Source organism: Bradyrhizobium sp. 199, assembly GCF_023073355.1.
Taxonomy (GTDB): domain Bacteria; phylum Pseudomonadota; class Alphaproteobacteria; order Rhizobiales; family Xanthobacteraceae; genus Bradyrhizobium.
Genome location: NZ_JADPJI010000002.1, coordinates 642884 through 663274 on the forward strand (window position 1 = coordinate 642884; position 20391 = coordinate 663274).

The 20391-nt window shown below is 63.5% G+C and carries 13 protein-coding genes; 7 read left to right on the forward strand and 6 right to left on the reverse strand.

Annotated elements, in window-relative coordinates:
- Positions 1-259: 259 nt before the first annotated feature.
- The 4 genes from IVB28_RS03100 to IVB28_RS03115 all read right to left on the reverse strand — a co-directional run bounded on the left by IVB28_RS03100 (position 260) and on the right by IVB28_RS03115 (position 4033).
- On the reverse strand, positions 260-781 hold the full coding sequence (locus IVB28_RS03100) for a hypothetical protein (protein WP_247524590.1): 522 nt from the start codon (positions 779-781) through the stop codon (positions 260-262).
- A gap of 65 nt (positions 782-846) precedes the next feature.
- Positions 847-1659, reverse strand: coding sequence for an MBL fold metallo-hydrolase (locus IVB28_RS03105; protein WP_247524591.1), 813 nt, complete (start codon positions 1657-1659; stop codon positions 847-849).
- A 101-nt stretch (positions 1660-1760) separates the two neighbouring features.
- Complete coding sequence (locus tag IVB28_RS03110; protein ID WP_247524592.1) at positions 1761-3287, reverse strand: permease; 1527 nt, start codon at positions 3285-3287, stop codon at positions 1761-1763.
- The gene (locus IVB28_RS03115) at positions 3284-4033 is read right to left on the reverse strand and encodes an ABC transporter ATP-binding protein (RefSeq protein WP_247524593.1); all 750 of its coding nucleotides are present in this window, start codon (positions 4031-4033) and stop codon (positions 3284-3286) included. Before IVB28_RS03115 ends, IVB28_RS03110 begins: the two co-directional genes overlap by 4 nt.
- A 263-nt stretch (positions 4034-4296) precedes the next feature.
- Here IVB28_RS03115 and IVB28_RS03120 point away from each other — a divergent pair, with 263 nt between their 5' ends.
- From IVB28_RS03120 to IVB28_RS03145, 6 genes are all read left to right on the forward strand, one after another.
- Positions 4297-5172, forward strand: a complete 876-nt coding sequence (locus IVB28_RS03120; RefSeq protein ID WP_247524594.1) for a branched-chain amino acid ABC transporter permease — start codon at positions 4297-4299, stop codon at positions 5170-5172.
- Between the two features lie 5 nt (positions 5173-5177).
- The gene (locus tag IVB28_RS03125) at positions 5178-6329 is read left to right on the forward strand and encodes a branched-chain amino acid ABC transporter permease (RefSeq protein ID WP_247524595.1); all 1152 of its coding nucleotides are present in this window, start codon (positions 5178-5180) and stop codon (positions 6327-6329) included.
- Positions 6326-7084 (forward strand): ABC transporter ATP-binding protein, encoded by a 759-nt coding sequence (locus IVB28_RS03130; RefSeq protein WP_038948840.1) that lies wholly within the window; start codon positions 6326-6328, stop codon positions 7082-7084. The genes IVB28_RS03125 and IVB28_RS03130 overlap by 4 nt, the downstream gene beginning before the upstream one ends.
- Before the next feature lie 4 nt (positions 7085-7088).
- Entirely contained in the window at positions 7089-7877 is a 789-nt protein-coding gene (locus IVB28_RS03135) for an ABC transporter ATP-binding protein (protein ID WP_247525329.1), read from the forward strand.
- A 96-nt stretch (positions 7878-7973) separates the two neighbouring features.
- Positions 7974-9812 carry an AMP-dependent synthetase/ligase gene (locus IVB28_RS03140; RefSeq protein ID WP_247524596.1) on the forward strand — a complete coding sequence of 613 codons (1839 nt, stop codon included), beginning with the start codon at positions 7974-7976 and terminating at the stop codon, positions 9810-9812.
- An 81-nt stretch (positions 9813-9893) separates the two neighbouring features.
- A complete protein-coding gene (locus IVB28_RS03145) occupies positions 9894-11093 on the forward strand; it encodes an ABC transporter substrate-binding protein (RefSeq protein ID WP_247524597.1) in 1200 nt (399 codons plus the stop codon).
- Positions 11094-11229: 136 nt separating this feature from the next.
- Here IVB28_RS03145 and IVB28_RS03150 read toward each other — a convergent pair whose 3' ends face one another.
- Both IVB28_RS03150 and IVB28_RS03155 read right to left on the reverse strand, forming a co-directional pair.
- The gene (locus IVB28_RS03150) at positions 11230-12354 is read right to left on the reverse strand and encodes a DUF1311 domain-containing protein (RefSeq protein WP_247524598.1); all 1125 of its coding nucleotides are present in this window, start codon (positions 12352-12354) and stop codon (positions 11230-11232) included.
- 95 nt (positions 12355-12449) lie between these two features.
- Positions 12450-13181, reverse strand: a complete 732-nt coding sequence (locus tag IVB28_RS03155; protein ID WP_247524599.1) for a transglutaminase-like cysteine peptidase — start codon at positions 13179-13181, stop codon at positions 12450-12452.
- A gap of 728 nt (positions 13182-13909) precedes the next feature.
- Here IVB28_RS03155 and IVB28_RS03160 point away from each other — a divergent pair.
- On the forward strand, positions 13910-20332 hold the full coding sequence (locus IVB28_RS03160) for a VCBS domain-containing protein (protein WP_247524600.1): 6423 nt from the start codon (positions 13910-13912) through the stop codon (positions 20330-20332).
- Positions 20333-20391 lie beyond the last annotated feature (59 nt).

Sequence of the window (20391 nt, forward strand, 5' to 3'; positions counted from 1 at the left end):
GCTTAGCACCTCATAATCATGCGCAGCAGCGCGCGTTGTTCAGAGCGCCATCACCGCGGCGCAGGAGGTGCGCTCCCTCTCCCGCTTGCGGGGGAGGGCTGGGGTGGGGGTGTCTCCGCGTCGGGGTTGTTTGAGGTTACAGAGAATGTCCCTAAATGGAGAGAGCCCCCACCCGGCGCTTCGCGCCGACCTCCCCCGCAAGCGGGAGAGGTTGATGGAGCTCGTGGCCCGATTCGATTCAACCAATATTCATCTTGCTCTAAGCTGCCCGCCGCTTCGCCTTCACATCGACGACCAGCCGCCAATCGGTTGCATCGGCCGGTTTGACCTCGCCGAGCCAATGGAAGGAGCCCCTGGTGATCTCCGTAAAGCTCCAGCGCGTCAGCTCGCCCGTTTCGGTCGTGCCTTCCTGCACGATATCCTGTCCATGCGGACGGCCGATCTGCTGGCGGAAGACGCAGCGTGCGGGGTCGAACCAGGAAATCCGCCACGCGTCGATGGTCGGATCGTAAACGCGCATCGTCGTGCCGTACCAATTGCCGGCGATCGGAAAGGCCTGAGAGCCTGCCCGGCGGGGAATGATCCAGACGTCCTGGACGGCGCGGCCTTCCAGCACCCAGCCAAAATGGATCTCTCCGGGCGCGGTATGTTTCGCGCCATCGGAGCCGTGGGCGGTGATCTCGGCCTCCCAGTCGCCGACGAAGCGACCATAGAGCTGGAGCGCCGCCGCATGCTCGGGATTTGGTCCGTCCGCGTGCAAAAGTCTGCCAAACTCGCTCATGTCGGTCTCCTGTTGCGAGGAGATCAGCACGACCGGCCGGCGGCCGGCTTGGAGAAAATTGCGCCTCAGACCCCGTCGAGGATGATCACGGTCGGCTTCGAGGGCAGCGCATCCCGCGACATCCGGAAGGAACGCTCGGCGCGCCGGTCGATCTCGAACTGCTGGCCGATCCGGCGCATGAAGTCGTCGAGCGGGGTGGCGAAGCGGTGCATCGGCAGCACCACCGAGGCCCGCAGGCGCTTGGTGATTTCGGAGACGCCGTCCAGCGACATGGTGTAAGTGCCGTCGATCGGCACCATCACGATATCGAGCCGTCCGATCTGGGCGAAATGGCTGTCGTCGAGCTTGTGATGGAGGTGGCCGAGATGGCCGATGCAGAGGCCCGCGACCTCGAAGATGAAGACCGAATTGCCGTCACGGATCATGTCGGCGCCGGCATCGTCGCCGAAATAGCGGCGGATGTCGGTCGTGACATTGCGGACGAAGGTGTCACTGATACGCTCCGACACGATCGCCGGCTTGCCGTCCTCGCTCCAGCCGTGCAGCACGTGGGGAATGCGCCTGTCAGGAAAGAGAGTGTAGTGGGTGCTGTGGGCCCGGTTCATGGTGGCGACGTCGGGCAGCCGGCCGACCTGATAGGCGCCGCTATAGTCGGTGGCGATGCGCAAGCCCGCGGGCGTGTCGATGTAGTAGGTGGAATGGCCGGCATAAGTGATCTCGACCTCGGCGGAGCTGGCCGCCCGCCGAAATGCGACCGGCATCGCCCGCGGCGCGGTATGGGCCATCGCCAGGCACTCGCTGCGCTGCGGCTGCTGGGCCAGAGCAGGTGCGAAGGATACGCAGAACAGCGCCAGAGCCGCCGAAACCAGTCGCCGCATGTATCCGTCCCCGATGACTTCGGCGGAAGTCTAGCGCGCACGTAGCGCGAGGCCAACAGCTCGCGTTCAACAGCGCGTCAGGTCGCAGCTCCTACTCCCCCTCATTCCCGCCTTGGGCTGAACTTCCAGGTGATAGCAACGAGGCTCGCGGTGATCAGGCCGCTGATGAGGCCCGCGATGGGGAGCGCAAGCAGCAGCGCTGCCGTTGCGGCCCAGCCGATCGAGGAGAAGGCTTCGGCGAAAGTCGCGAGCCGCGACGAGGTCTGGCGGCGGCGGAACTGACTGCGCCGGGCCTGCACCCGGAACCAGAGCTGGATCGCGGTCGCGGAGGCCGCGCTGACGATGACCGTGCCGGCGCTGATCGCGGCCTGGTAGAGCGAGGCGAAAGCGAGCGCGGCGACCAGCGGGCAGAAGATGACCGCGATCGCGATCAGCACCACCTCGATCTTGGCGCGGGTGACGTTGGATGGCGTCAGCGGTGCGGTTGCGACCAAATCGGGGGCGTCCTCGCCCGAGATCGTCAGCCAGGCAAGTCCGCCGGCAAGCTGTCCGGCCGCCATCACGATGACCGGAGTGATCAGCGTCAGCGCGGCGGAGCTGTCGGCAAAATTGCGCCACAGCAGCAGCGCCGGCGGCACGAGATAGAGCAGCTGCATCAATGTCTGCGAGATCAGCCAGGGATCGCGCCAGAGCAGCGAGAATTCCTTGCGCCGCAGCGCCTGCTGCCGCGACCCGCTGCGGAAAGGGCGCGCCTTCGCGCGCTTACTGCCGGAGGTGCCATAGGCTGCGGCGTCGATCGCCGTGTCGGCAAAGCGGTGCGAGAAGATCGCCATGACGCTTCCGAGCAGCACCAAAGCGAGCGCCAGGAGCAGCAGTAGCGCTTCGCTGTCGCCCATCACCGCCCGCGCCGGCCACCACCAGATGCTGTCGACATCGGGAGCATGAGCAGCCACGCTACCCGAGGTCAGGATGGTGAAGCGCGACAGCGTGCCGTAGGACATGATCGCGGCGACTTGGAGCGCGATCACGAAGCCGGCGCCGATGATGGCGGCGAGAATCTGGGCAATGAGGCGCGTCCGCGCCGGGCCGATCAGACGAAACAGCAGGATGGTGACGGCGATCGCGATCGCCGCGGCCGACAGGCCCATGGCGACGACCACCCCGAATGCCGCGAGCCAGCGCGCGCCGCCGCCGATTACGAGCACGTCGACGAAGGGTGTCGAGAACAGCAGCGCCATCACGGTGACGGTCAGCGCGATCGCGGCGATGCGGACCGAGAACAGATTTGCCAGCCTCGCCGGCGAGGACATGATCAGGTCGAGATCGGCGCGGGCGTAGAACACCCGCGTCACCGATTCGATCGCCTGCGACAGCATCAGCGTCCAGGCGAGAAATATCGTCGCCGAGATCACGATCAGCGAGGATTTGTCGAGCGGCAGTTGCAGATCGGCGAAGCGGCCGATCACCGCCCATGCCGGCAGGTGCAGCAGCGCGGCGAAGCAGATCAGGCCGATCACAGCGACGCGCGTCCGCTTGCGGCGTCCGCCGGTCATCATGGCCAGCCATTCGCGCCAGGCGAGCCGGAGCTCGTGGCGGGCAAACCAGGACAGCGCAGTTGCCGAGCTCATGCCGCTTCCGGAAGCGTCACCAGCGCGATGAAGAGATCCTCCAAGCTGGTGTCGGCATGACCGTTCTGCTGGCGCAGCTCGGTCAGCGTGCCTTCGGCGACGAGGCGGCCCGAGGCGATCACGCCGATGCGGTCGGCCATCCGCTCGGCCACTTCGAGAATATGCGTGGTCATGATGACGGTGCAGCCGGCGCGGACGCGCTCGCTGAGAAGACCCTTCACATGGCGGGCAGAGACGGCGTCGAGCCCCGTCAGCGGCTCGTCAAGGATGATGAGGCGGGGATCGTGCACCAGCGCGCCGGCCAGCGCTACCTTCTGGCGCATGCCCTTGGAAAAGCCCTCACAGCGCTCGTGCCGGTGCGGCTCGAGGCCGAGCGAGCCGAGCAGGTCCTGCGCAACCGGTTCCGAGGCCGATGGCGCGATGCCCCAGAGGCCGGCGACGAATTCGAGATATTCGAGCGGGGTCAGCTTGTCGTAGATCATGGGCTCGTCGGAGACCCACGCCATCACCTGCTTGGCGGCGACGGGGTTTTGGAGCGCATCGATGCCGAAGATCGAGACCGCGCCGGCGTCGGGGCGCAGCAGGCCCGCAACCATGCGCAAGCTGGTGGTCTTGCCGGCGCCGTTGGGGCCGACCAGGGCGTAGAATTCGCCGGCGCGGATGGTGAGATCGAGGCCGTCGACCGCCAGCCGGTCAAAACGCTTCGTTAACCCCACCACTTCCAGCGCCGAGCTGTCCGGCTTCATGACGGCCACACCATCCGGTTTTGTATCGCGCCGCGACCATGACTTGAAGATGTTTCGGCGCCGTGAATCGCGCTGCCGCAAATTCCGTCATCCGGATTGGACTAAACGGAAGTCATCGTTTGTTGACAGCGCTGGGCGGTTCAGGCTGAATTGGTTCCGGACAAATGGCGCTAACGCGGCGAAACGACTGCGTAGCGGCTGGACACAAGATGCGGCAAGGCGGTCGGAAAGAGCCGCCGGTTGTATCGGGAGGACGCGCGTCGATGCTGGATTTCGTTCAGCAGCTGGTCAGCGGTGTCGCGCTCGGCTGCGTTTACGGCCTGATCGCGCTCGGTTTCGTGCTCGTCTACAAGGCCACCGAGGTCGTCAATTTCGCCCAGGGCGATCTGATGATGCTCGGAGGTTTCTTCGCCTTCACCTTCATCGGCATGATGGGCCTGAACTACTGGATCGGCTTTGCCGGTGCAGTGGCCGCGATGGCGCTGTTCGGCATGCTGGCGGAGCGCGTGGTGGTGCGGCCGATCCTCGGCTATCCGCAATTCTCGATCATCATGGCCACGATCGGGCTCGGCTATTTCCTGCGCTCGATCGCCGGCATGATCTGGGGCACCGACGATCTGAAGATCGAGACTCCCTTCAGCCAGGGAGTGCTGCGGATCGGGTCGCTGGTGCTCGCCTACGACAAACTGTCGGTGATCGCGGCGACGATGATCCTGTGCACGCTGCTCTATCTCTTCTTCAACAAGACCATCCTGGGCACTGCGATGCGCGCAAGTTCCGAGAACATGCTCGCCGCCTACTACATGGGCATTCCGGTCAAGCGCGTGGTCTCGATCGTCTGGGCGATCAGCGCGGCGGTCGCGACCTGCGCCGGCGTGCTGCTGGCGCCGATCACCTTCATCCATTCCAATGTCGGCCTCGTGCTTGGCCTGAAGGCGTTTCCCGCCGCGGTGCTCGGCGGCTTCGGCTCGATCCCGGGCGCGGTGGTCGGCGGCGTCCTGATCGGTGTGATCGAGAGCATGGCCGGCTTTTACCTGCCCGAAGGCTGGAAGGATGTCGCGCCGTACCTCGTGCTGCTCGCCGTGCTGCTCTTGAAGCCTGAAGGCCTGTTCGGCCATCACGTTCGCAAGAAGGTCTGAACGCCATGCGCTTCCTGTTCAAGACCGACTATGAGGACGACATCAAGCTGTTCCCGCATTCGGGCTATCTGGTCTCGTACGGCATCCTGCTCGCGCTGCTGTTGATCGCGCCGTTCGTGCTCTCCAGCTATGTGATGAGCCAGCTCGTCTTCGTCTGCATCTATGCAACCGTTGGCGTCGGGCTTTTGATCCTGACCGGCTTCACCGGCCAGGCCTCGCTCGGACATGCCGCATTCCTCGCCATCGGGGCCTACACGGCAGCCTATTTGCAGAAATACAACGTGCCGTTCCCGGTCTATTTTCTCGCAGCCGGCGCGTTGACCGGCTTGATCGGCGCTCTGGTCGGATTTCCCGCCCTGCGCCTGACCGGCATCTATCTCGTCATCGCCACCATCTCGTTTGCCCTGATCGTCGAGGAGATCCTGGCGCGCTGGGAAAGCGTTACCCACGGCAACGAGGGCATGCGGGTCAAGACGCTGTCGCTGCTCGGCGTCGCTGTACCGCGCGACAGCCCGACTTTCTATTTCCTCTGTCTCTCGGTGCTGGTGCTGACCATCGTCGGGACGCTGAACCTCTTGCGCTCGCCGACCGGACGCGCCTTCGTCGCGATCCGCGACAGCGAGACGGCGGCGCGCAGCATGGGCGTCAATGTCGCGCTCTACAAGGTCAAGTCCTTTGCGATCTCGGCGGCAATCACCGGCTTTGCCGGCGTGCTGTTCGCCCACAAGCTCTCCTTCATTTCGCCGGAGATGTTCACGCTGCAGCTGTCGATCGAGTTCATCATCGTGATCCTGATCGGCGGCTCATTCAGCCTGCACGGCGCGGTGCTGGGGGCGATCTTCATCGTGATGATCGATCCGTTCCTGACGTATCTGAAGGACGACATGCCTGGCATGATCGCCGGCATCGCCGCGACGTTCGGCGCCGGCACGGCCACCGCAGGAAACATCCAGTCGAAGGTCGCAGCTTTCGCCTCGCTCAACGGCCTGAAGGGCGCGATCTACGGCATCATCATCGTAATGTTCGTGCTGTTCGAGCCGCTCGGGCTCTACGGCCGCTGGCTGAAGATCAAGCTCTTCTTCCAGCTGTTCCCACTCTACAAGCGCGCCACCTTCAAGCGGCAGAAGATCTACGTGAAGTCGGAGCGGAACCGATGAGCTATTTCCGCGCCGAGAACCTGTCGCTGCATTTCGGAGGCCTCAAGGCCGTCGATGCGGTGTCCTTCGCGGTCGAGAAGGGCGAGATCCTCTCGATCATCGGGCCGAACGGCGCGGGCAAGAGCTCGATCTTCAACCTGATCTCGCGCATCTACCGGCCGACCTCGGGCCGCATCTTCTTCGAGGACCAGGACATCACGGAGGAGCCACCCTACGACATCGCAAAACTGGGCATCGCACGGACCTTCCAGAACATCGAGCTGTTCGAGAATGCGACCGTGCTCTCCAACCTCCTGGTCGGCCGCCATCGGCACTCGACGACGCAGCTCTGGCAGGAGCTGCTGTTCCTGCCGAGCGTGCGGGCCAACGAGAAGGTGCATCGGCGCAGGGTCGAGCAGGTCATCGAATTCCTCGATCTCGAACCCTATCGCGACAAGCTGATCTCCGGCCTGCCTTACGGCGTGCGCAAGGTGATTGAGCTGGCACGCGCGCTTTGCTCGGAGCCGAAGCTGATCCTGCTCGATGAGCCGTCGTCCGGCCTCAATGTCGAGGAGACGGACGACATGTCGTTCTGGATCCGCGACATGAAAAGCGAGCTCGGCGTCACCGTGCTGATGGTCGAGCACGACATGTCCCTGGTCAACCGCGTCTCCGATCGCGTCATCGCACTGAATTACGGAAGGGTGCTGGCCATGGGGTCGCCCGCCGACGTGCAGCAGCACCCCGATGTCGTCGCCGCCTATCTGGGAGCCTGAGGCGATGGATGCGATCGCGACACCCGAGACTATCCTGAAGCTCTCCAACATCGAGAGCTATTACGGGCCGATCATGGCGATCCGCGGCATCTCGCTGGAAGTGCCGCGCGGCCGCATCGTCACGCTGCTGGGGGCCAACGGCGCCGGCAAGACCACCGTGCTGAAGACCATCTCGGGCATTCTCGATCCGCAGAAGGGCTCGATCGAATTCCTGGGCAAGCCGATCCAGCGCATGGAAGCCGACAGGATCGTGCGGCTCGGCCTCAGCCATGTGCCGGAAGGACGCGAGGTCTTCCCGTTCCTGTCCGTGCGCGAAAACCTGATGATGGGGGCCTATCCGCGCAAGGATCGCGACGGAGTCGCAGAGGATATCGATCGCGTTTACGGCTATTTCCCGCGCCTGAAGGAGCGCATCAACCAGCCGGCCGGCCAGCTCTCCGGCGGCGAGCAGCAGATGCTGGCGATTGGGCGCGCCCTGATGAACCGGCCGACGCTGCTCTTGCTCGACGAGCCCTCGCTCGGCCTGTCGCCGCTGCTGGTGAAGGAAATCTTCGCCATCATCCGCCGCGTCAATGAGGAGCAGGGCATGTCGATCCTGCTGGTCGAGCAGAACGCCAAGGTCGCGCTGGAGACCGCGCATTACGGCTATGTGCTGGAGATCGGCCGCATCGTGATGAACGACAGCTGCGACCGCTTGATGCATTCACAGGACATCCAGGAGTTCTACCTTGGTGCCAAGGAAGCGGGCGCGCGGGGCGAGCGGCGCTGGAAGAAGAAGAAGACGTGGCGGTGAGGAAGAGCTGGCAGTAAGATGAGATTGCCCATCCGCAAGCAAAGACCGCCGGCAAGGCAGGCAGCGGAGGGCAGAAGCGACAAGGAGGAGAGACGCATGGCCCGGCCGGCGGTGCTGACGGTCGCTGACACGATCGCAAAGAGCTTTTTGCGCGCTACGGAGACGCGGGGCGAGCGGCCGGCGATCCGCGAGAAGAAATTCGGGATATGGCAGCCGACGAGCTGGCGCGAGTGGCTGGAGATATCGAAGGAGATTGCCTACGCGCTTCGCGCCTCCGGCTTCATGCCCGGCGACGTCGCCTCCATCATCGCCAACGCCGTTCCCGAATGGGTCCATGCCGACATGGGCATCCTGTGCGCCGGCGGCGTGGCCTCGGGCATCTACCCGACCGATGCATCGTCCCAGGTTGAATATCTCGTCAACGATTCCAGAACGAAAGTGATCTTCGCCGGGGACGAGGAGCAGCTTGACAAGATCCTCGCCTGCCGCGCTCGCTGCGCGAGCTTGCAGAAGATCATTGTGTTCGACATGGAGGGCCTGAGCGGCTTCTCCGACGACATGGTGATGTCACTCGACGAATTTCGCGCGCTCGGCCGCAATCACATGGTCGGCCGCGAAACGTTGTGGCAGGAGATGATCGACAGCCGCGGCGCCGGAGATCTCGCGATCCTCGTCTATACGTCCGGTACGACCGGTCCGCCCAAGGGCGCGATGCACGCCAACCGCAGCGTCACGCATCAGATGCGGCACGCCAACGACTTCATTCCGGCGCGGGACGACGATGAGCGGTTGCTCTTCCTGCCGCTGTGCCACGTCGCCGAGCGCGTCGGTGGCTACTACATCTCGGTCGCGCTCGGCTCGGTGATGAATTTCGCCGAAAGCACGGAGACCGTGCCGGACAATCTGCGCGAGGTGCAGCCGACCATTTTTCTCGCGGTGCCGCGCATCTGGGAGAAATTCTATTCCGCCATCACCATCGCGCTGAAGGATGCGACCCCGCTCCAGCAATGGGTCTATCGCCGCGCAATGGACATCGGCTATCGCATGGTCGATTGTCGGCTCGAGTGCAAGGCGCCGCCACTGTCGCTGCGCATCGCCAACCGTCTCGCCTATCGCATCGCATTTCGCAACATTCGCCGGATGATCGGGCTCGACCGTTGCCGCGTCGCCTTCACCGGCGCGGCGCCGATCGCGCCGGAGCTGATCCGCTGGTATCTCGCGCTCGGAATCGACATTCACGAAGTCTACGGCCAGACCGAGAATTGCGGCGTGGCCACCATGATGCCGGCGGAGCGGATCAAGCTCGGCTCGGTCGGGACGGCGGTGTCCTGGGGCGAGGTCGCGCTGTCGCCCGACGGCGAGATACTCATCAAGGGCGACTTCCTGTTCATGGGCTATCTGAATCAGCCGGAGAAGACCGCCGAGACCATCGATTCCCGAGGCTGGCTGCACACCGGCGATGTCGGCAGCATCGACAATGAAGGCTTCGTCCGGATCACCGACCGGATGAAGGACATCATCATCACCTCCGGCGGCAAGAACATCACGCCGTCCGAGATCGAGAACCAGCTCAAATTTTCGCCCTACATCTCGGACGCCGTGGTGATCGGCGACAAGCGGCCGTACCTGACCTGCCTCGTGATGATCGACCAGGAGAATGTCGAGAAGTTCGCGCAGGATCACGACATCCCCTTCACCAACTATGCCAGCCTGTGCCGGGCGACGGAGATCCAGGACCTGATCTGGCGCGAGATCGAGCAGGTCAACGGCAATTTTGCCCGCGTCGAAGCCATCAAGAAATTCTACCTGATCGAGCGCCAGCTCACGCCGGAAGACGAAGAACTGACCCCGACCATGAAGCTGAAGCGCGGTTTCGTGAACAAGCGCTACGCTGCCGAGATTGAAGCGATGTATCGCCAGCGCGCGGTGGCGTGAGGCGTCGGACCATTCGGGAAAGCGAAGGAGCGATGGCCCCCGCCCTTCGCGTGACACGGGCCTTTAGGAGAGGAGACGTCAATGTCGAAATCGTTCAGCGCATTCGGCCTCGCTGTGGGTGCCGTGGTGCTCACCTGTCTGCCGGCCACAGCGCAAACCAAGGTCACCAATGACGGTATCTCGGCAACCGAGATCGTCCTCGGCTCGCATCAGGACCTGTCGGGCCCGATCAAGGGCTGGGGCGTCCCGGTCGCAAATGGCATGAAGATGGCAACCGAGGAGGTCAATGCGGCGGGCGGCATCAACGGCCGCAAGATCCGGCTGGTCATCGAGGACAGCGGCTACGATCCCAAGAAGGCCGTACTGGCATCGCAGAAGCTGATCGAGCGCGACAAGATCTTCGCGATGGTGGGACCGATGGGGTCGCCGACCGTACTGGCCGCGCAGGACATCCTGCTCGACGCCGGCGTGCTTCAGCTCTTCCCGCTGACGGCGGCCGAGTTCACCTTCAAGTTCGACCCGGCCAAGCCGCAGGAGCGGCTGAAGTTCAACAACCTCCTGCCCTATGTCGAGAGCACGCGCGCAGCGCTCAAATACATGATCGAGGCAAAGAATTTCAAGAAGCCGTGCATCATGCATCAGGACGACGAGTACGGAAAAAACGTGCTCGATGGTTTTAACCAGCAGCTCGCCGCCATGAAGGTGCAGCCGGCGTCGATCACGAGCTACAAGCGCGGCGCCTCCGACTTCTCGGCGCAGGTCGCCAAGATGAAATCCGACGGCTGCGACCTCGTCGTGCTCGGCGCCGTCCTCCGTGAGCCTATCGGCACCATGGCCGAGGCCAAGAAGCTCGGCTGGGAGGTCACCTTCCTCGGTGCCACGCCCGTTAACGTGCTCGAAGTGCCGGCGCTCGGCAAGGAAGTGGTGGAAGGCTTGTATGCCGCTTCGAACTTCGAAATTCCTTACGAAGACACTGCGAAGGGAAAGGTGAAGGACTGGCTCGTCAATTATAAGAAGACGTTCAACGCCGACGCCAACACCCAGGCCATCATTGGCTACAATGCGGTGATGACGTTCGCGCATTATGCCAACAAGGCTGGCAAGGATCTCACTGGCCAGAAGATGCTCGACGCGCTCGAGTCCGGTGACAAGTTCCAGGATATCTTCAATTCGCCGCCGACCGTGTTCTCGAAGACCAACCATCTCGCCACGACCGTCACCCAGGTGCAGCAGGTGAAGAACGGCCGCTGGGTGCTGGTGAAGGACAATCTGATGTTTTGATGCTTCTGCGCCTCTCCCCGCGTGCGTCCGCGTGCGGGGAGAGGCGGGAATTTGCGATACAATTCCGGGTAAGGGGGAGTATCCGCGAGTCCGTCTTTCACCGTCTGCCCCGTAAGAGCGGGGAGAGAGAGGGAGCCTACGATCCCCCGCTCGCAGTGCCTGAATTCACGGGGGCCAGCTCGTCCTCGCGGCAACGCCAGCCATCGGCGGCTTTCACGAAAGCAAATGTCCGCTGGATCCGGAGCCGGCGCGTGACATTGAAGGCTTCCGCGGAACGCTCCTTGTTGCCGGCTCCCGGCTGCGGACGACCTGTCCTGGCGTCCCAGCAGGTGCCGGTGCAGCTGGAGGCGACCTTGCTGCACATGGTGAAGGGCGCCAGCACGGCCATCTCGATCTCACCCGTGACCTGCGCCTCCTGCTCGGTGACCTGGCTGTCGATCGCGTAGACGCGGTTGATGCGGAGGAAGTTGCCGCACGAATTGGCCGCGTGGATGCGCGCCGCGCAGAAGTCGACCGCGTCGGTGTCGGGGATGCGGGCCGCGACCTGCCGGCCGAACACCTTCTTAGAGTCGCCCTTCGCCGCACGGATCTCGTCCGTCTTGCGCTTTAAATGGTCCGCAAGGCACTCCTCCGCGGTTTCGAGCTCGTGGAGCGGCACATTCTCCTTGTCGACCAGATTGCATTTGCGGTCGCGCTCGCGGGTCCACCTGTCATATTCGGCGAACGCAAAGCGCGCCGCGGTGGGGTCCAGCTTGCCGATCAGGCCGAGCACCTGGCCGTTGAGCTCGGTTTCGGCCAGCGCCAGCGACGGATCCGCACAGATCAGCGCGCCCGCTGCGGTGTTGGTTGCGAGGCAGTCGAAATCAGGATCGCGCAGGATCGCGGCGCGCTCCTCGGTCACCTTGAGCAGGCAGGCCTTCACCTGATCGAAATCGTCCGTGCGGATCGCGGTCTGGCCGACGATGCCGCAACTGAGGTTGCGCTGGCGGATCCAGATCGCATTTTCCTCGATCGCAGGCAGACGATCGGGTAGACGGGCGAGCCGACCCTCGATCGCCGAGCTCAGCTTCTCGGCGGCGGCGGCGAGCGTGACGTCACCGCAGAACATTTGATTGCCGGGATCGCGGATCTGCTGGCAGTTGTTCCTGGCAAACAGCGGCAGCCTGTCGGCCACGGTGCGGTCGGATGGGCCGGATTGCGCCAAGCCCGGAGCCGCCGGCAAGACCAGCAGCGCAAGCACAGTCGGCACGATGAACCGCATTCCAGTCGCCCCCGCATGGAAGGCGCCATGCTAGCGGTTCGGGTCGCGCGGTGGAATGGGTTTGTGACGGACGGTTGGCTACCAGAACGCTACAATCAACGTGCCTCGGGGGCGACCATCGAGAACCGCGCGGGTTCGTCGACATATTTCATCACGGCCGACTGGTACAGTGTGAACAGCGGTTGGTAGCCCCGCACAGCGTCGTCCTCGACCATCGCCATGCGGCGGTTGTCGAGCATCAGCCAGTGCCCGTCGAGCTTTGCGGCGACGACCGCATGCTCTTCGCCGGCCCTGACGTCGCGCACCACGACGATGCGGAGGTCCTCAGGCAGAATGCCGGCAAGCCGCAGCGCGGCCAGCTTGGCAACGGCGTAGTCCTCGCAATCGCCGGCGCCGCGGGCGAAGGTCGCAAGCGGCGAACTCCAGACGTCGTCGATGCCGTCATTGGCGGCCCGAATGGCAAGGTTGATGGCGCGGTTGGTCTCGCCGAGCCGCGCGCGGCCCTCGCGGGCGCGGGCCTGATCGACGATGGCGAGCAGTTTCACGGCGGCAGGCGATGCGCAATTGTCCCGGTCGCCGTCGCAGAGCGCAAGCTGCACCATGTCGTCGTCGAGCCTGTTCTTCAGCGCGGACCATTTCTGCTGCAGGCTGCCGGTCGAGATGGCAAAGGCGAACACGCCGAACGGCTCGGCGGATTTGCGTACGAGAAGGCCTGCTCCAGGCGACAGCAGCGTGCCGGCGCGAAGCTCGGCGGCCGATCCGAGCAGGACCAATCCGCACAGGATAAGGATCGCGCGCCAAGCGCGCGAGCGAGCAGTCGTCTCCATCTGACATCCCCTTCCCGGGCTTCGCCAGGTCCCCCTCGACCTCGACGCGCCGGGCTTTGTTGCTTTCGTGGAGATAGTGCGAGACGGGCCGTTTTGTTCTGCTTAACGCGCCGGGAGGGGTTCCCAAAACCGGGGAATAGGCTGAAACGGGCCTCCCCATATTGCGTAAAATTTTACGATCCGGAGGCTAGGAGGTGTCTGATGCCGCCTAAAGGGGGCAATTGCAGACACAGGTTGTAGGAGAGCCGAATCTGCGTTCCATGGCTAATGACCCCCTATTTCATGGGGTTCTGTTAGTTAGGTCACAGATTTAACTCCGTATTTGCCGCAGGATGCTGCGAGCCCTCGCGAAGGAAAGATGGCACAAGTATCTGCCCGGCGACTATACAGCAGGATACTCTGGATGACTGGAAATGCGTGGAAACAGACCGGATTCGACTTCACAATATTTTAGGTATTACTTTGGTTTCTCTGGACTGGTTCCGACCCGCGGGGCCTTCAGAAGCCAAGTGACGCGAAATCACACAAGCAATAGATGGTATCGCTAAGGACTTGCTAATGGTATGCAAGCATAGACCGTCGATACTTACTTAAATTTTAACCCTTTTTACGGTGCCCGGTTGAATTACGCTGGCCAATTTGACGCCGCGATTCCTTTGGACGGCCAAAGTTCCCGTTCGCTTGGCGATGCGCATGTCGATTCGTTTACAGCGAAAGCGCATGGCCATGTGCCTGAGGGCGCGTTCGTTGTTCCCGACCCCCATCTGATCTTCAACGGCGAGTTCAAGCGCACAGGTCTCGATCTAGTGCTGTCCCACGAGGGGCACGAGTTCGTCGTTCACGATTATTTCAGGGGCGACAAGCGCGCCGCGCTCGCCTCCCCCGATGGCGCCCACCTCAGCGGTGACGTCGTCAACGCGCTCACGGGCTATGTCCAGGTTGCGCAAGCCGCGCCCGGCGCGGCCGCGGCCCAGGTCATCGGCCACGTCACCAAGCTCGTGGGCAGCGCGACCGCGATCCGCAACGGCGTCTCGGTCATCCTGAACAACGGCGACAACGTCGAGAAGGGTGATGTGGTCTCGACCGGCGCCGATTCGACGCTGGGCATCACCTTCATCGACGGCACCGTGTTCGGCCTGTCCTCCAATGCGCGGATGGTGCTGAACGAGATGGTCTACGACCCCAACGGGTCGAGCAATTCCTCTCTGCTCAGCCTGGTCGCGGGCACCATCACCTTCGTCGCCGGCGAGACCGCCAAGCACGGCGACATGAAGATCGACACGCCGGTCGCCACCATGGGCATCCGCGGCACCGCCGTGCTGACCCAGATCAACTTCGTCGTTCCCGCCGGCGGCGGCGATCCGCAGCCGCAGGCGAGCTTCCAGGTGTTGGTCGAGCCGAACGGCACGACGGGCTCCTACATCCTGTTCGACAAGGTCACGCTGCTGCCGATCGCGACGGTCAACCAGGCCGGCCAGATGATCCAGATCAGCGGCGGCAACGTCTCGATCTCCAACGCACTGATGTCGCCGGACGTGCAGAAGCTGATCACCGACGTATTCACGCTGAAGTTCACCGACAACAATACCAACACCAAGCTGACCACGAACTTCACCGACACGCTCACGCCGATCGGCCAGGAGGTGCTGTTGAAGTCGGCGTCCGGCGCCGTCGTGACCGCAACATTCGTCAACCTCAATCCGCAGGGACAGGACAATCCCACCACTTCAACGCCGCTCGTCACCCGCATGCCGGGCCAGCCGCTGGTGCAAAGCCTCGATCTCGGCGGCAATGTGAAGACGGCGTTCGCGCTGACCGAGCGCGCTGACACCACGGGCGATACGGCGCATACCGACACCGTCTCCGGCCGGATCACCTTCGTCGATCAAAATCTCGGCGATCGGCCGACGGTAAGCATCAGCCTCGCCGACGCGCCGAACTATGTCTACAAGAATGCCGGCCAGCAGGACGTTACCGGCTCGCTCTCCGCGCTCCAGAAGCAGGATATTGCGGCGACGCAGATCCAGATCGGCGTCGCCGCCGACGGCGGCAACAACAACAACGGCTCGGCGGTCTGGACCTACACGATCCCAGACAACGTCTTCGACTTCCTCGCGGCCGGCGAAACCCTGACGCTGACCTACATGGTCCGCGTCGACACCAATTTCGCAGTCAACCCGGAGAGCAAGTTCGTCCCGATCACCGTCACGATCACCGGAACGAACGACAAGCCCACGGTGGCGACGTCAGGCGGCGCCGTCATCGAGCAGGTCGGGACCGGCAACGAGGCGCTGGACGTCATCACGGGCACGGTCACCTTCGCCGACGTCGATCTGACGGACCGGCCGATCGTGAGTGCGGAGCTCTCGTCCGTCCAGCCGTTCAAATATCTCGACGCCGAGGGCAACGACATCACGGCGACGTTGACCCCGACGCAACTCGCCGCGATCTCCGCCGTCAAGGTGCCGCTGACGGTGATTCAGGGCGCCGGAAACGGCAACAACGGCTCGGCCACCTGGACCTACAGCGTTCCCGACCATCTGTTCGACTTCCTCGGCGAGAACGAGAAGCTGATCCTGAACTACGTGGTGCAGGTGGATGACGGGCACGGCGGCGTCGTCAGCACGCCGCTCACCGTGTCCATCGACGGCGCGGACGTCAATGTCGAGGGCACCAACGACGTGCCGACCATCGTCGAGGACTCGACCACGCCGACCGGCGCCGTGAAAGAGGACGCCGCGGCGACCCTGCTAGCCAGCGGCACCATCGCCTTCAACGACCCCGATCTCACCGATACGCACGGCGCGAGCTTCGTCCTGAAGTCGACGACGTCGAACGCACATCTGCCCGGCTTTGGCAACGGCACGTCGCATATCGGCACTTTCGCGCTGACGGGAGTGAGCGAGAGCCCGGGTGTCAGCACGCGCGGATCCGTAGGCTGGACCTTCACGCTCAACGACACCGATCCGGTGCTCCAGTCGCTGGCCGAAGGCCAGACCATCACGCAGGTATACACAGTCAAGGTCGACGACCATCACGGTGGCACAGTTACCCGGGATGTCACGGTCACCATCACCGGCACCAACGACGCGCCGACCATCACCAGCGATGCCGACGCTGCAAAGGGGGGCGTCACCGAGGATGCCGGCGCGACACTGTCGACCGGCGGCACGCTGGTGATCCAGGATCTCGACCTGATCGACACGCACACCGCGCAGGCCGTGTTCAAGTCAGCGACATCAAACGCGCATCTGCCGGGCTTCGACGGCAACACGCCGCTCGGGACTTTCACGATCGATCAGTCGGTGACCGAATCCAACGGCGACACCAGCAACGGCGCGACGCTGGGCTGGCACTTCGTGCTCAACGACAACGACCCGGTGCTCCAGTCGCTGGCCGAGGGCCAGACCATCACCCAGGTCTACACCGTCACCTTCACCGACGACCACGGTGCACAGGTTTCGCAGGACGTCACGATCACCATCACCGGCACGAACGATGCGCCGACCATCACCAGCGATGCCGACGCTGCAAAGGGGGGCGTCACCGAGGATGCCGGCGCGACACTGTCGACCGGCGGCACGCTGGTGATCCAGGATCTCGACCTGATCGACACGCACACCGCGCAGGCCGTGTTCAAGTCAGCGACATCAAACGCGCATCTGCCGGGCTTCGACGGCAACACGCCGCTCGGGACTTTCACGATCGATCAGTCGGTGACCGAATCCAACGGCGACACCAGCAACGGCGCGACGCTGGGCTGGCACTTCGTGCTCAACGACAACGACCCGGTGCTCCAGTCGCTGGCCGAGGGCCAGACCATTACCCAGGTCTACACCGTCACCTTCACCGACGATGACGGTGCACAGGTCTCGCAGGACGTCACGATCACCATCACCGGCGCGAATGATGCGCCGATCATCACGAGCGATGCCGACGCTGCAAAGGGGAGCGTCACCGAGGATAGCGGCCTGACACGCTCGATCGCCGGCACGCTGGCGATCCAGGATCTCGACTTGGTCGATACCCATACGGCGCAGGCGGTGTTTACCTCGTCGTCCGTCAGCTCGGCGTTGCCGGGCTTCGGTGCCAACGCGAACATCGGCACCTTCACGATCGATCCGTCGGTCCTGGAATGCAGCACTGACACCAACAACGGCGCGACGCTGGGCTGGCACTTCACGCTCGACAACAACAACGCGGTGCTGCAGTCGCTAGCCGAAGGGCAGACCATCACGCAGGTCTACACCGTCACCTTCACAGACAATCACGGTGCCCACGTCTCGCAGGAAGTCACCGTCACGATCACGGGCGTCAACGACACGCCGATCGTCACCAGCAGCGGGGCGGCGGCAACTGGTCATGTCATCGAGGACGCTGGCTCGACGTTGACGGTTGACGGCACCCTGGCGATCCAGGACCTCGACCTGATCGACACCCATAGCGCGCAGGCGGTGTTCACGTCGTCGTCCGTCAGCTCGCCTCTGCCGGGGTTCGGCGCCAACGCGAACATCGGCACCTTCACGATCGATCCGTTGGTGCTGGAATCCAACACGGACACCAACAACGGCGCTACGCTCAAGTGGCACTTCAGCCTCGACAACAGCAATGCGGTGCTGCAGTCGCTGGCGCAGGGCCAGTCCATCACCCAGGTCTACACGGTCACCTTCAAGGATAATCACAACGCGACTGTCGCGCAGGACGTCACCGTCACGATCACAGGCGTCAACGACGGTCCCACGATCACCAGCGATGCCGACGCGGCAAAGGGAGCGGTCATCGAGGATGATTGCGCAACGCTGACGGCCAGCGGCACGGTGGCGATCCAGGACGTCGACCTGATCGACACCCACACGGCGCAGGCGGTGTTCAAGTCATCGTCGATCAGCTCGGCTCTGCCGGGCTTCGAGACTGATTCGCATATCGGCACCTTCTCGATCGGCTCGCTGTCCGAATCCAACACCGACACCAGCAACGGTGCGTCGCTGAACTGGCAGTTCACGTTGGACAACAGCAATCCGGTGCTGCAGTCCCTGGCCGAAGGCCAGATCATCACCCAGGTCTACACCGTCACCTTCACCGACAATCACGGCGCGCAGGTCTCGCAGGACGTCACGGTCACCATTGCTGGCACCAATGATGCGCCCGCCGTCTCCTATGTCACCTCGGATTACATGAACTTCGATGGTGCGACCATCGCGGTCGGCGAGGTGCCGACGGTCGCCACCGATGACGTGACGCTGGACGGCTGGGTGAACTGGAACGGGAACTCTGCGTCCGCCAGCCAGGTCTTGTTCTACAATGGCAATACCTCGACCGCCGGTTTCGGCCTCATGGGCACCGTCATCACCGGCAAACTGGAGATCGCAATTCTCGAGGGAGGCGTCGAGATCCAGGATACCGGCTTCGCCCTGTCGGCAGGGGAATGGCATAACCTCGCGCTGACGCGCGACGACGGCATCTTCACGCTTTATGTCGATGGCAACGCCGTCTATTCCCACACTGGAGGCGTGAACTCGATCGGTTACGGTGGGGAGCCGTCCTACATGATGATCGGGGCGGCGAGCGACAGATACGCCCCGGGCTTTGGGGCGCAGGGCTTCACCGGCTCTATCTCCGACGTCAGCGTCTGGACCACCGCCCTCACGCAGGCACAGATCCAGTCGATCGACTTCACCGCACTCGCCGGCAACGAAGCGAACCTTGCCGGCTACTATCAGCTGGCCGACGGCAGCGGATCCACGGCCGCCAATGCGGTCAACTCCGCCCAGAGTCTCACCATCCAGGGCGATGCGGACTGGGCCAGCAGCACCGTTGCAAACCTTGTGGAAACCGATGCCGGCCAGCTTGCGCATGCGGTGCTAACGGTCTCCGACGTGGACGCGACCGATCACGTGTTGGTGTCGGTCGACGATGTCCAGGTTAAGCTCGACGGCGTGACGCAGACCGGCAGCGTCGGTGGACTATCGCATGCGAATCTGGTGAGCTATCTCACCGTGCCGTCCGGCGACATCCTCAATGGCGCGGCCACCCACGCCCAGTTTACGTGGCAGTTTAATTCGGCCGACCAGGCCTTCGATTTCCTCGCCGCCGGGCAGACGCTGTCGCTGCAATACACGATCATTCCGTCGGATGCTCACGGAGCCGGCACGAGTGCAATCGTCACCGTCAACATCGCCGGCACCAACGACGCGCCGACGCTGTCCGATCTCCACATCGGTCCGCTCACGGACACCGCCGCGGCAGATACCTTCTCCGATCTCACCGGCCAGTTGGCCGGGACCGACGCCGACAGCGGCGAGACGGCGACCTTGACCTACGCCGTCCTGAATTCGGACCACTACGCGGCGACGACGGTTGCGGGACTCTATGGCTCGCTGACGGTTAACCCCAACGGCAGCTATAGCTACGTTCCGAACGTCCCCGCGATCAACGCGCTGGCGCACGGATCGTATGTCGATACGTTCACCGTCCAGACCAAGGACGCGCATGGTGCGACCGACACGGCAACGCTCACGGTGGACCTGACCGGCACGAACGACGCGCCGGTCATCGACATCACCGAGATCACCGTTGGCCAGGAAGGCGATCAGGTCTTCGTTCACGGCATTTCCGTCGGCGATGCCGACGCGTCGGCCGACGAAACGTTCACGCTCACGGCGACCGCGGATTCGGGCACCTATGTGGACCCCGCATCGACCTCCGACACATTGGACAACGTCAATTCGGCGCTCCAGACGCTGACTTACACCGATGCGAGCCAGAGCGCGTCCACGACGGACACCGTCGCGATCACCGTGACCGACCGCGACGGGGCGACCGATACGGTCAACCTGATCTTCAACCTGAGCGAACAAGGCCCGGTGACCCTCGCGGGCACGCCCGGTAAGGACGTGCTGTTCGGGACCGGGTATCAGGATCAGTTCCTCTTCGCGGCCAATTCAAACCACGACACGATCGTGAACTTTACCTCCGGCACCGACAAGATCGACCTGCCGGCCGTCGTCACGGCTTCCAATACTCAAGATTGGCTGGATGATCACGCGGCTCTGTCAGGCTCAGACACCCTGATCACGATCAATGCGACGGACACCATACTCTTGAAGGGCGTCGCAAGCGTCCAGGCGAACGACTTCATCGTCCACGCCTGATCGCAGCGCGAGGTGCTGCGGTCGCCGTGCACCGATCGGAGCTGCCGCCTGCGACGAAA

Bases quoted from the DNA above. Each gene is read 5' to 3' on its own strand.
- IVB28_RS03105 (WP_247524591.1), bottom strand. From the start codon at position 1,659: ATGCGGCGACTGGTTTCGGCGGCTCTGGCGCTGTTCTGCGTATCCTTC.
- IVB28_RS03120 (WP_247524594.1), top strand. From the start codon at position 4,297: ATGCTGGATTTCGTTCAGCAGCTGGTCAGCGGTGTCGCGCTCGGCTGC.
- IVB28_RS03145 (WP_247524597.1), top strand. From the start codon at position 9,894: ATGTCGAAATCGTTCAGCGCATTCGGCCTCGCTGTGGGTGCCGTGGTG.
- IVB28_RS03130 (WP_038948840.1), top strand. From the start codon at position 6,326: ATGAGCTATTTCCGCGCCGAGAACCTGTCGCTGCATTTCGGAGGCCTC.
- IVB28_RS03140 (WP_247524596.1), top strand. From the start codon at position 7,974: ATGGCCCGGCCGGCGGTGCTGACGGTCGCTGACACGATCGCAAAGAGC.
- IVB28_RS03135 (WP_247525329.1), top strand. From the start codon at position 7,089: ATGGATGCGATCGCGACACCCGAGACTATCCTGAAGCTCTCCAACATC.
- IVB28_RS03110 (WP_247524592.1), bottom strand. From the start codon at position 3,287: ATGAGCTCGGCAACTGCGCTGTCCTGGTTTGCCCGCCACGAGCTCCGG.
- IVB28_RS03100 (WP_247524590.1), bottom strand. From the start codon at position 781: ATGAGCGAGTTTGGCAGACTTTTGCACGCGGACGGACCAAATCCCGAG.
- IVB28_RS03125 (WP_247524595.1), top strand. From the start codon at position 5,178: ATGCGCTTCCTGTTCAAGACCGACTATGAGGACGACATCAAGCTGTTC.
- IVB28_RS03115 (WP_247524593.1), bottom strand. From the start codon at position 4,033: ATGAAGCCGGACAGCTCGGCGCTGGAAGTGGTGGGGTTAACGAAGCGT.
- IVB28_RS03150 (WP_247524598.1), bottom strand. From the start codon at position 12,354: ATGCGGTTCATCGTGCCGACTGTGCTTGCGCTGCTGGTCTTGCCGGCG.
- IVB28_RS03155 (WP_247524599.1), bottom strand. From the start codon at position 13,181: ATGGAGACGACTGCTCGCTCGCGCGCTTGGCGCGCGATCCTTATCCTG.